Origin of the sequence: Pseudomonas sp. P1.31 (assembly GCF_001269815.1) — a bacterium.
Lineage (GTDB): Bacteria > Pseudomonadota > Gammaproteobacteria > Pseudomonadales > Pseudomonadaceae > Aquipseudomonas > Aquipseudomonas rustica.
This window is the reverse complement of the sequence record NZ_LHVN01000026.1, coordinates 62,715-74,637: the sequence shown is the minus strand read 5'-3', so window position 1 is coordinate 74,637 and position 11,923 is coordinate 62,715. Positions and strand designations below refer to the sequence as shown.

General features: G+C 60.7%; 8 protein-coding genes. 5 read left to right on the top strand and 3 right to left on the bottom strand.

Features of this window, described 5'->3' with window-relative positions; translation table 11 throughout:
* Nucleotides 1-346: 346 nt before the first annotated feature.
* The 3 genes from AD669_RS16870 to AD669_RS16860 form a co-directional block, all read right to left on the bottom strand.
* Nucleotides 347-1,387 (bottom strand): AraC family transcriptional regulator, encoded by a 1,041-nt coding sequence (locus AD669_RS16870; RefSeq protein WP_053121778.1) that lies wholly within the window; start codon nt 1,385-1,387, stop codon nt 347-349.
* A gap of 3 nt (nt 1,388-1,390) precedes the next feature.
* Nucleotides 1,391-2,521 carry a carbon-nitrogen hydrolase family protein gene (locus AD669_RS16865; RefSeq protein WP_053121783.1) on the bottom strand — a complete coding sequence of 377 codons (1,131 nt, stop codon included), beginning with the start codon at nt 2,519-2,521 and terminating at the stop codon, nt 1,391-1,393.
* 100 nt (nt 2,522-2,621) lie between these two features.
* Entirely contained in the window at nt 2,622-3,542 is a 921-nt protein-coding gene (locus tag AD669_RS16860; RefSeq protein ID WP_053121776.1) for a LysR family transcriptional regulator, read from the bottom strand.
* Nucleotides 3,543-3,693: 151 nt separating this feature from the next.
* Between AD669_RS16860 and speB the strand changes: the two genes are divergently transcribed.
* From speB to AD669_RS16835, 5 genes are all read left to right on the top strand, one after another.
* Nucleotides 3,694-4,692 carry an agmatinase gene (gene speB / locus AD669_RS16855; protein WP_053121774.1) on the top strand — a complete coding sequence of 333 codons (999 nt, stop codon included), beginning with the start codon at nt 3,694-3,696 and terminating at the stop codon, nt 4,690-4,692.
* 23 nt (nt 4,693-4,715) lie between these two features.
* The gene (locus tag AD669_RS16850) at nt 4,716-6,224 is read left to right on the top strand and encodes an aldehyde dehydrogenase (RefSeq protein WP_053121771.1); all 1,509 of its coding nucleotides are present in this window, start codon (nt 4,716-4,718) and stop codon (nt 6,222-6,224) included.
* A gap of 108 nt (nt 6,225-6,332) precedes the next feature.
* Nucleotides 6,333-7,901 carry a cytosine permease gene (locus AD669_RS16845; protein WP_053121770.1) on the top strand — a complete coding sequence of 523 codons (1,569 nt, stop codon included), beginning with the start codon at nt 6,333-6,335 and terminating at the stop codon, nt 7,899-7,901.
* 2 nt (nt 7,902-7,903) lie between these two features.
* The gene (gene betA / locus AD669_RS16840) at nt 7,904-9,592 is read left to right on the top strand and encodes a choline dehydrogenase (protein WP_053121768.1); all 1,689 of its coding nucleotides are present in this window, start codon (nt 7,904-7,906) and stop codon (nt 9,590-9,592) included.
* Nucleotides 9,593-9,759: 167 nt separating this feature from the next.
* Nucleotides 9,760-11,799, top strand: a complete 2,040-nt coding sequence (locus AD669_RS16835; protein WP_053121765.1) for an NADPH-dependent 2,4-dienoyl-CoA reductase — start codon at nt 9,760-9,762, stop codon at nt 11,797-11,799.
* Nucleotides 11,800-11,923 lie beyond the last annotated feature (124 nt).

Below are 11,923 nucleotides of genomic sequence, written 5' to 3'. Positions count from 1 at the left end.
CGTCAGACTAGTCAACATAAAAAGTGTTGGCTGGTCTGACGCCTTCGCGGGCAAGCCTTGCTCCTACGAGGTTTTTGGTGTGGCATAAGAATTCGTTACATTCCGCTGACGATAATCCCGCGATAAATTCCTGACCTGCTGCTACGTTTTATCCATGAAGGGCGCGTTTCATTTTTCCTTCACACGGGCACTTTATGCTCGGGGCACGGGTCGATTGATCAGGCCATTTTTCAGAGAGCAGTAGGGGGATTGCGCAATGGATGACTATCAAGAAGAGCTGCTCGAATTTCACGCCTACGAACTGGATCAGCCTGAACCTGCTGAAGACGCTACCGAGCTGTAAGCGTCACGCGGTTTTACGGTGACTGCGGCGAAATTCGCCCGGTGTCTGGCCGCTCCAGCGTTTGAATGCACGCTGAAAAGCCTCGGCTGAGGCAAACCCCAGCAGGTAGGCGATCTCACCGAACGCCAGTTCCGTGTCGCGGATGTAGGTCATTGCCAGATCACGGCGAGTGTCGTTGAGGATCGCGCGAAACTGCGTGCCTTCCTCGGTCAGTTTGCGCCGCAATGTCCAGGTCGGCAGTTTCAGGCGCGCGGCCACTTCTTCCAGGTCGGGTTCCCGGCCACCATTCAACAATGGCCCCAACAACTGCGTGATGCGTTCACGCAGGCTGCGGGTGCGGGTCAGTTGTTCCAGTTCTCGCTCACACAATTGCAGCAAGTGCCGCCAAGTGCTCGGGCAGTGTTCGGGGTTACGTTGGGCGAGGCTGGTCAAGCTGAGGCGCAATTGATTGCGCTCGGCACCGAACTGAATCGGGCATTCACCCAGCACGCTGTAAGCGTCGCGGTAATCCGGCGCGTCGAATTCGATCTCGATGCGCTCGGCGCGCAGCGGTTCACGGCTGACACTGGCGAGCTGATGCAGCCATCCAGCGATAATCGAATCCACCACAAAACGGTTGTAGGCGTTGTACGGGCTGATCGAATAGAAACGCAGCCACGCGCCATTCGCGTCTTCGTGAAAACTCGATTGGCCACGATAGTTGGAGCCGTACAGCGGTTCGAAACGAATCAGGCAACGCGCCGCTTCACGCACGGTCGGCGCTTGTGCGGCGGTGACGCCCGCCAGCCCGGCCTGACTCAGGCGACTGAGCTGGCCCATACGCAAACCCAGCGCCGCATCACCGGTCAGTTGAATCGCCGCATGGCCCAAACGCATGTAGCGCGGAATCGATAACCGCGCGCCAGCCTCGGCCAATCGCGCGGCATCCAGACCGTATTGCTCGAGCAAGGGCAGCGGATCGGCGTCATGACTGCGCACGGCATCGGCGAGGCTGTGCACGAAACCCACCGATAAATCGCCCAGACGCATCGGCTGCGGTTTCATGGCTTACAACCAGACGTTCAGCAAACGTGCGCCACGGGCCTCGCCATCGGCGAACTGTTGGCCGTTGCTGCTGAGGAAGCTTTGCCCCGAACTCAACTTGTCCCAGAACTGCCCGCGCAGGAACACGCTCATGCCGGCCAGCGCGTTGTTGGCGGGCGGTTGCGCGGTGAGGGTCAGGCGATGCCAGGCCTGGCCTTCGCTGACTTCGCCGGGTTTGAGGCTGACTGAGCTGGGTGTACTCGAACCCTTGTAGCCGCCCCACGGTTGATCCCACACGTTGTGCCCGACGACAAACGCCGGCACCGCCACCAGTTGCGCGCCTTGCGCGTCGAGCTTGCGGTAGTTGTCCGGATACCAGCTGTCGCTGCCGATCAGGATGCCGAGGCGCCCGGCCGGGGTGTCGACGACGTTGATGGCGTGTTGATCTTCGCCTTCAAGCACATCACGTTGATCGAAGATCGGGTGCATCTGCCGTTGTGGCTGGCCGAGTGGCACGCCGTCACGACCAAACACCACGCTGCTGTTGAACAGCGCGCCGCTACCGGATTTGAGTTGACCGTCACGAATACTCGGCTCGGGCAGCACGATGGAGCCGGCCACCAGCGTCACATGAAATTCCTTGGCCAGACCGCCGAACAGCGCCTGGTAATCCTTGGCCATCGACTTGGACTTCATGCGCAGATGCGCGTCATTCAGTCGGTTGCTGCCCTTGGCCGTCAGCCACGCACGAGCGAACAACAACGGATTGCTCGCCGCCAGCCAGTTCATCGCTTCGGTGAGCGTGGGCGCCTGATACAGCTCGTCTTTTTCGCCGCTGATCATCAGCCAGGTGCCGACGTGCTCGGGCAATACGACGATTGTCTTGTCATTCAGCAAGCCTTGATCCTGCGCTTGCTGCAGATACGCCGCGAGCTTGCGGTGCAGGCGCTCGGGGCTTTGATAGTCGGTGGGGTAGAGTTCGGGCTGGATGCCCAAGAGATTGCCACGGTCGGCGGGTGTGCCTTGATCGACCGCGAGTTTGATTCGCAGATCCGACAGGTAATGTCCCGCCGGGCGGTCTGCCGCCCACATGGCGTAGGAAGCAAGGACGGCCACGAGGGCCATGGAAAATGTCAGGTACAGAAGTTTGCGCATGAATTCCAACAGAACCGGGTGCATGGTGTGACGCGGGTCGATGATACCTCAATAGTGCCGGGCGAGGGCGCAGGCACGGGGCCATGCCTGCGCCTGACACTCATTGCAGAGCGCCGACGGCGTGGTGCGAACAGGCCGCCAGGTCTTCCAGAAACGCTTCGAGAATGGGCGGCGGCGCGATGCCGCGCCGGGTGATCACGTCGAACGGCGAGACCAGTTGCAGGCTGTCCGGGGCCAATTGGTGCATCTCGCCGGTCTTGACCCATTGTCGGGCGAAATGTGCCGGCAGGAAGCCCAGGTAGGCACCGGAGATCAGCAGGATCGCCAGCGCCTCGATGTTATCCACCGTGGCCGCCGCTTTGCTCACGCCCAGGTGCTCAAGATCGTATTGCTGCATGTAACCGCGCACGACAATGCGACTCTCGGTAATCGCCTCGAGCAGTTCAGCACCTTCGGCCTGGCTGCCATACAGCGGATGCCGGCGCCCGCAATACAAGCCCAGCGCTTCCTGATACAGCGGCGTGTGCAGCAGGCCCGGCACATGGATCGGGAAATGGCCGATGGCCAAATGCAGTCTGCCGTCGAGCACGCGCTCTTCGAGTTCGGCGGGGGTGCCGACGTACACATTGAGATGCACGTCATGGCCGCGAGAGACGAAACGCTGAGTCGTACGTGGCAGCGGCGAGTCGGGGTCGGTGATGGTGGTGTCGATGATGCCCAGGTTGAGCTTGCCGCTGATGTGCTGCTTGAGCACATCGGCGTCCATGCAGAAATTCTCCACTGCCGACAACAGGCGCTGGGTCGCTTCGTGGATCGCCACGCCTTGCTCGGTCAGGCGAAAACCGCCGCGTCCGCGCTGACAGAGCTTTACGCCGAGGCGGGTTTCCAGGTGCGACATCTGTTCGCTGATGGTCGACTGACCGGCATTCAACGCCGCCTGCGCTGCGGAGAAACCGCCGCAACGAACAATCGTGGCAAACACCCTGAGCAACTTCAAATCGACATCGTGCAGCTGAATCACCTTGAACCTCCCGCGTGTGGATGCATCGGCAATGCCGATATGAGTATCTGATGTTTGGCATTTTTTCCACGAAAACCTGCGCCCATAGTCACTGCAACGACGGTCGCCTTGCAGTCCGCCGAGCCGATAACAACAAGTGGAGAGGCTTGAAATGTCCAATAACGGTTATGAATCCGGGCGCCTGAACCTGCCTTTCGTGGGGCATTGCACCTTCGGCAAATCACCGGTGTGCACCGACTGGGATGCGCTCGATGCCGATGTCGCGGTGCTCGGCGTGCCCAACGATATGGGCACCCAATGGCGCTCCGGCGCACGTTTCGGGCCGCGCGGTATTCGCGAGGCGTCGACGCTGTTCTCCTTCGGTCACGCCGGTGCCTACGATCACGAAGATGACGTGATGTACCTGACCGCCGCCGATGTGCGCATGGTCGACGTCGGTGATGCCGACATCGTCCACACCGATATGGTCACCAGCAATCTCAACACTGAATACGCGGTGCGCAAGATCCTCGATGCCGGTGTCATGCCGGTGGTGCTTGGCGGCGATCACTCGGTGCACGCGCCGGTGATCAAGGCATTCGAAGGACGCGGGCCGATTCACATCATTCACTTCGATGCGCACCTGGATTTCGTCGATGAGCGCCACGGCGTTCGTTACGGCCATGGCAACCCGCTGCGCCGCGCCTCGGAAATGAACCACATTGTCGGTATGACCCAAATGGGCATCCGCAACGTGTCCTCGTCCAATCGTGATGACTACGAAGCAGCCCATGCGGCGGGTTCGAAGATCCTCTCGGTGCGCGACGTACGCCGCCTCGGGGTGGAAGGCGTGTTGGCGCTGATCCCGCAGAACATCAACTACTACATCACCATCGACATCGACGGTTTCGACCCGTCCATCGCCCCCGGCACCGGCACGCCGAGCCACGGCGGTTTCCTCTATTACGAAGTGCTGGAAATCATTCAGGCGCTGGCCAAACGCAGCCAAGGCAACATCGTCGGCATGGATCTGGTGGAGGTGGCGCCGGTGTATGACCCGACCGGCATGACCTCGATTCTGGCCGCGCAACTGTTGCTGAACAGCATCGGTTTCATCTTCCACGAACGGGCCAAAGTGCGCGCCGCCGACAGCGTTGCCACCCCCGCCTGAGCCGTCCGGCAGAGAGAGTAAACATGGACACGATCGTCAAGCAGTACCTGCAGAAATTCGGAGTATCCGAAGCAACGCAAACCTTCCTTGGCAAGGCGCAGAAGTTGTTTATCGGTGGCGCGTTTGTCGATGCCAGCGACGGGCAAACCGCTGATGTCATCGAACCGTCGACCGCCGGCCTGATCACGCGGATTCCGATGGGCACCGTCGAAGATCTCGATCGCGCAGTGCAAGCGGCGCGCGCGCAGTTCGACGGCGGTGCGTGGCGCCAGGCAAAACCGGCAGAACGCGAACGCTTGATCCAGCGTCTGGCAGATCTGATTGAGCAGAACGCCGACGAACTGGCAGAAATCGAATCGATCGACATGGGCAAGTCCGTGGCCTTCGCCAAGGACGTCGATATTCAGGGCACCGTCGACACCCTGCGCTACTTCGCCGGGTGGGCGACCAAACTTCACGGGCGTACGGTCGAGCCTTCGCTGCCCGGCAACTACCTGGCGTACACGCGCAAAGAAGCGGTGGGCGTGGTCGGCGCGATCGTGCCGTGGAATTTCCCGCTGCAAACCATGGCCTGGAAACTCGGCGCGGCGCTGGCCACCGGTTGCACGGTGGTGGTCAAACCGGCCGAACTGACCTCGCTGTCGGCGTTGCGTTTTGCCGAATTGGTGAAGGAAGCCGGGATCCCCGCCGGCGTCATCAACATCGTCTGCGGGCGCGGCACCGTGGTTGGCGCGGCGATGGCCTCGCACCCGGGCATCGACAAATTGACCTTCACCGGCTCGACGCCGGTCGGCCGTACGGTCGGGCGCGCCGCCGTCGACGAAATGAAGCGACTGACGCTGGAACTCGGCGGAAAATCTCCAGTAATCGTCTTCGCCGATGCGGACATTCCGGCGGCGGCACAAGCGGTCGCCAATGGCGTGTTTTTCAACTCGGGACAGGTCTGTGATGCCGGCACCCGCGCTTATGTGCATCGCAGCGTCTACGAACAATTCCTCGGTGAACTGATTGCCTACACGCGCACATTGAAGATCGCCCCGGGGCTGGATCCCGACTGTTTTATCGGCCCCTTGGTTTCGGCCGTGCAACAGCAGCGCGTGCGCGATTACATCGAGACCGGCAAGCAGGAGGGCGCCGAACTGGTCTATGGCGGCCAACCGATTGAAGGCCCTGGCTTCTTTGTAGAACCGACGATTTTTGCCCATTGCCGCAACGACATGCGCATTGTTCAGGAGGAGATTTTCGGCCCGGTGCTGGTGACCGCGCCGTTCGACGATGACGAAGAAGCGCTGGCGCTGGCCAATGACTCGGCATTCGGCCTCGCGGCGGCGCTGTATTCCAATGATCTGGGCAAGGTGCACAGCCTGATTCCGCGTTTGCGGGCCGGTTCGGTTTACGTCAACGCCCACGGCACTCTCGACCCGTCGATGCCGTTCGGTGGCTACAAACAGTCCGGTTTCGGCAAGGATCTCGGCGCCGAGCAACTCGACCATCTGCTCGAAACCAAAGCGGTCTGGATCACGCTGCCCTGACCCGGCAGGCCTCAAGGAGAACGCACTGAACAACCCCTCTCCACGGGGAGGGGCAACCCGAAAGGATGCCGTTACTTCGTCATGATCTTCCAACAATAAGAGCCCATCATGAACATAGAAGCCAAAGCCGCTCCTGGTGTGTCACTCCTCGGCGACAAACCTGTCGTCGAGGGTCATTCGATCGATTTCATTCCGGAAAACGAACGCACCGACAAGTTATCCAGTCAGGGGCCGTTCTGGTTTCTGGGCAACTTCACTTTCTTCACCATGACCATCGGTTTCGTTGGCCCGAGTGTCGGACTGACCGCGCTCTGGACGACGCTCGCCGGCACGCTGGGCATCATGTTCGGCACACTGTTCATGGCGTTTCATGGCTCGCAAGGCCCGCACCTTGGGTTGCCGCAAATGATCCAGTCGCGGGCGCAGTTCGGTTATCGCGGGGTGATTCTGGTGCTGCTGGCGACGCTGTTTGTGTTCGCCGGTTTCAACATCGTCAATCTGGTGTTGATGATGCAGGGCATGCACACGCTGTTCGGTTTCGAGCCATGGTTGGTTGCCGTGGCAGTGACGATTCCGGCGGCGATTCTGGCGATCCTCGGCCATGACTGGATGCACCGCAGTTTCAAATGGGCGTTGTGCCTGTCGATTCCGTTGTACGGTCTGGTGACGCTGGCCGTGCTGATGGGCTGGGTGCCGGATGCGCCGCTGCCCGTGCTCGCCGCCGGGGACATCGCGCCACCGCCACTGGGGTTCAACTGGACCGGTTTCATCGCGCAGTTTGCCGCCGCCGCCAGCTACAACATCGCTTACGCGCCTTACGTCTCGGACTATTCGCGGTATCTGCCGAAGAACACCTCCAGCGGCAAGCTGATTGCCGTGGTGTTTGTCGGCGCCTCGTTGTCCGGCGCGTGGATGATTTCCGTGGGCGGCTGGCTCGCCGATCACCTGCATTCCACCGACGTGCTGGTAGCGCTCGGACAGGTCGGCAATGTGATGTCGCCACTGGTTGGCACGGCCGTGGTGGTGATCACGATTCTGGCGATCCTGCCGGTGATTGCGATGAACATCTACAGCGCCAAACTGACCACGCTGACGTGCGTCGACTCGATCAAAAAAATCCAACCCACACGCAAAGCACGGGTGCTGGCGATCACCTTCGTGATCCTCCTGCAATTGGGCGTGGCGCTGAGTATTCAAAGCACGGGCAAAGGTTTGTCGGTGCTGGGGATTTACCTGGTGGTGATGCTGTACTTCCTGGTGCCCTGGACGTCGGTCAACCTCACTGACTACTTCTTCGTGCGCAAGGGCCGCTACGCCATCCCGCACTTCTTCATGCCCAAGGGCAACATCTACGGCAGCTGGGGCCTGCGCGGCATTGCCGCGTACGCCATCGGGTTTGTCGCGATGATCCCGTTTTTCTACATCTACGACGGCGTTGAGCAGCGCGAGGTGTATGTCGGCCCGCTTGCCAGAGCGCTGGGCAGCATCGACATCGCCTGGCTGGTCGGGCTGATCGTGTCGGGGCTGGCGTACTACTGGTTCAGCCGTTCGATCGATCTGGCGAGTGAAGAAACCGTGATCCGCCAGATCGAAAAAACCTCTCCGCAATACACCACCGGCGACTCGCTGACGCGACGCGTGTCGCCTGCAATCAAGCCATCGACGGCCGGGAGATAAGCATGGCTACGCAAAGATACGACTACATCATCATCGGTGCCGGCTCCGCCGGTTGTGTGTTGGCCAACCGCTTGAGCGAAGACCCGGACACCTCGGTGCTGGTGCTGGAATTCGGTGGCAGCGATCGCAGTGTAGTGATCCAGATGCCGAGCGCTTTTTCGATTCCGATGAACACTAAAAAGTACAACTGGCGCTATGAAACCGAACCGGAGCCATTCCTCAACGGACGGCGCATCCATTGCCCGCGCGGCAAGGTACTCGGCGGTTCTTCATCGATCAACGGGCTGGTCTACATTCGCGGTCACGCCTGCGATTTTGACGAATGGGAATCCCTTGGTGCGCAAGGCTGGGGCTACCGCAATTGCCTGCCGTATTTCAAACGTGCCGAGCACTATGAAGCGGGCGGCGATAACTATCGCGGGCAGACCGGGCCGCTGCACACCACCAACGGCAATCACATGAAAAATCCGCTGTACGGCGCGTGGGTGCAGGCCGGCGCCGAGGCGGGTTACATCAAGACCGACGACTGCAACGGCTACATGCAGGAAGGTTTCGGCGCGATGCACATGACCGTGAAAAACGGTGTGCGCTGTTCAACGGCCAACGCCTATTTGCGCCCGGCGATGGCGCGCCCGAACCTCACCGTGATCACCCACGCGATGACCCGGCAGATCCTCCTCGACGGCAAACGTGCGGTCGGCGTCAGCTATGACCACAACGGCCAGACGCATGAGGTCTATTGCCGGCGCGAAGTAGTAGTTTCGTCCGGGCCAATCGGCTCGCCGCACCTGCTGCAACGCTCCGGCATCGGCCCGGCCGACGTGCTGCGCAAGGCCGGCATCGAGGTGCGCCACGATCTGCCCGGTGTCGGTGAAAACCTGCAGGATCACGCCGAGGTGTACATCCAGTTCAGTTGCAAGGAACCGGTGACCCTCAACAGCAAAATGGATCCGCTGAGCAAATTGCTCATCGGTTTGCGCTGGCTGCTGTTCAAGGATGGCCTCGGCGCGACCAACCATTTCGAGGCCGGCGGGTTTATCCGTTCGGACAAGGGTTTGCGCTGGCCGGACATTCAGTTTCACTTCCTGCCGGCGGCGATGCGTTACGACGGCAACAAGCCGATCAAGGGCCACGGCTTCATGGTGCTCACCGGGCCGAACAAACCCAAGAGCCGCGGCTATGTGCGCGCACGCTCGGCGGATCCGTACGAGCATCCGCAGATCCAGTTCAATTACCTGCAACGCGAAGAAGACCGCGAAGGTTTTCGCCGCTGTATCCGCCTGACCCGGGAGATCATCGGCCAGAAAGCCATGGATCGTTTTCGCGACAGCGAAATCGCCCCCGGTGTTTTGGTTAACAGCGACGAAGACCTCGATGCCTTCGTCCGCGAAAACCTCGAAAGCACCTATCACCCGTGCGGTTCCTGTCGAATGGGCGAGGACGCGCTGGCGGTGGTGGACTCCGAACTGCGCGTGCACGGCCTCGATGGATTGCGCGTGATCGATTCGTCGGTGTTCCCGAGCGAGCCGAACGGCAACCTCAATGCTCCGACCATCATGCTCGCCGAACGCGCCAGTGATCTGCTGCGCGGGCGGGCGATGTTGCCGCCGTCAGAGGCGCCGGTGGGGTTGGTGCAGGATTGGGAGAACAGCCAGCGCACATCGTTGCCAGGGCGCAATGTCCGGGTTTAGCTGTTCGAGTGATCCAGCGCCGACGTAGGCGGTGTGCATTTTGATCATTAAGTTGTCAGTTACGGTCATTGAGTGATCACGGTGCGGCTCTTAGTCTGTCGAACATGACTGACGGGGGACGCAGAGCTCCCGCAACTTTTCCGTGATTGCTCGTTGTGGAGTTACCGATGACCGCCGCTCATTACCCGCACCTGTTGGCCCCGCTGGATCTGGGATTCACCACGCTGCGCAACCGCACCCTGATGGGTTCGATGCACACCGGCCTGGAAGAAAAACCGGGCGGTTTCGAGCGCATGGCGGCGTACTTCGCTGAGCGTGCGCGCGGCGGTGTTGGCCTGATGGTGACTGGCGGTATTGGCCCGAACGACGAGGGCGGCGTGTACTCTGGTGCGGCCAAGCTGACCACCGAAGAAGAAGCGCTCAAGCACCGCATCGTTACTCGCGCGGTGCATGACGCGGGCGGCAAGATCTGCATGCAGATTCTCCACGCCGGTCGTTATGCCTACAGCCCGAAACAAGTGGCACCGAGCGCGATTCAAGCGCCGATCAATCCGTTCAAGCCAAAAGAGCTGGACGAAGAGGGCATCGAAAAGCAGATCAGCGATTTCGTCACTTGCTCGGTGCTGGCGCAAACCGCCGAGTACGACGGCGTCGAAATCATGGGCTCGGAAGGTTATTTCATTAACCAGTTCCTCGCCGCGCACACCAACCACCGTACCGACCGCTGGGGCGGCAGCTACGAAAACCGTATGCGCCTGCCGGTGGAAATCGTCCGCCGTGTGCGCGAAGCGGTGGGCCCGAACTTCATCATCATTTTCCGTCTGTCGATGCTCGACCTGGTCGAGGGCGGCAGCACCTGGGATGAGATCGTCACCCTGGCCAAGGCCATTGAGCAGGCCGGCGCGACCATCATCAACACCGGCATCGGCTGGCACGAAGCGCGGATCCCGACCATCGCCACCAAAGTGCCGCGTGCCGCGTTCAGCAAGGTCACGGCCAAGCTGCGCGGATCGGTGAGCATTCCGTTGATCACCACTAACCGCATCAACACCCCGGAAATCGCCGAGCAGATTCTCGCTGAAGGCGATGCCGACATGGTTTCGATGGCGCGGCCATTCCTCGCCGACCCGGACTTCGTCAACAAGGCTGCTGAAGGCCGCGCCGACGAAATCAACACCTGCATCGGCTGCAACCAGGCGTGCCTCGATCACACCTTCGGCGGCAAGCTGACCAGTTGCCTGGTCAACCCGCGTGCCTGCCACGAAACCGAACTCAACTATCTGCCGGTGCAGCAGATCAAGAAGATTGCCGTGGTCGGCGCTGGCCCTGCCGGTTTGTCTGCTGCGACCGTGGCCGCCGAGCGTGGCCATCAGGTGACCTTGTTCGATTCGGCCAGCGAAATCGGCGGCCAGTTCAACATCGCCAAGCGTGTGCCGGGCAAAGAAGAGTTTTTCGAAACCCTGCGTTACTTCAAGCGCAAGCTGCAAACCACCAATGTTGAGGTGTGCCTGAACACTCGCGTTGATGTGGCGAAACTGGTTGAAGGCGGCTACGACGAAATCATCCTCGCCACCGGTATCGCGCCGCGTCTGCCGGCGATTCCCGGCGTTGAGAACGCCAAGGTGTTGAACTACATCGACGTGATCCTTGAGCGCAAACCGGTTGGCAAGCGTGTCGCGGTGATCGGCGCGGGCGGCATCGGTTTTGACGTCTCGGAATTCCTTGTTCATGAAGGCGTTGCGACCAGTCAGGATCGCGCCGCGTTCTGGAAAGAGTGGGGCATCGACACGAAACTGGAAGCACGCGGTGGCGTCGCCGGGATCAAAGCGGCGCCGCATGCACCGGCGCGTGAAGTGTTCCTGTTGCAGCGCAAGAAAACCAAGGTCGGCGACGGTCTGGGTAAAACCACTGGCTGGATTCACCGTACCGGTTTGAAGAACAAGCAGGTGCAGATGCTCAACAGCGTGGAATACCTGAGCATTGATGATGACGGTCTGCACATTCGCATCGGTGAAACCGGCGAGCCGCAATTGCTGGCGGTGGACAACATCGTGATTTGCGCGGGGCAGGATCCGTTGCGTGAGCTGCACGATGGTCTGGTCGCGGCGGGGCAGAATGTGCACCTGATCGGCGGCGCGGATGTCGCGGCAGAACTGGATGCCAAACGCGCGATCAACCAAGGCTCGCGCCTCGCAGCCGAACTTTGATTCCGCAGGTCTAGAGTGCCAATGGCCATCGCGAGCAGGCTCACTCCTACAGGTTTTGTGTTCGCTGCAAAACCAATGTAGGAGTGAGCCTGCTCGCGATGGCTGCCTATGAGCGACTAGAATG

Excerpts from the sequence above, each read along its gene's own strand:
- betA (WP_053121768.1), top strand. The coding sequence starts at position 7,904 with ATGGCTACGCAAAGATACGACTACATCATCATCGGTGCCGGCTCCGCC.
- AD669_RS16850 (WP_053121771.1), top strand. The coding sequence starts at position 4,716 with ATGGACACGATCGTCAAGCAGTACCTGCAGAAATTCGGAGTATCCGAA.
- AD669_RS16835 (WP_053121765.1), top strand. The coding sequence starts at position 9,760 with ATGACCGCCGCTCATTACCCGCACCTGTTGGCCCCGCTGGATCTGGGA.
- AD669_RS16870 (WP_053121778.1), bottom strand. The coding sequence starts at position 1,387 with ATGAAACCGCAGCCGATGCGTCTGGGCGATTTATCGGTGGGTTTCGTG.
- speB (WP_053121774.1), top strand. The coding sequence starts at position 3,694 with ATGTCCAATAACGGTTATGAATCCGGGCGCCTGAACCTGCCTTTCGTG.
- AD669_RS16865 (WP_053121783.1), bottom strand. The coding sequence starts at position 2,521 with ATGCGCAAACTTCTGTACCTGACATTTTCCATGGCCCTCGTGGCCGTC.
- AD669_RS16845 (WP_053121770.1), top strand. The coding sequence starts at position 6,333 with ATGAACATAGAAGCCAAAGCCGCTCCTGGTGTGTCACTCCTCGGCGAC.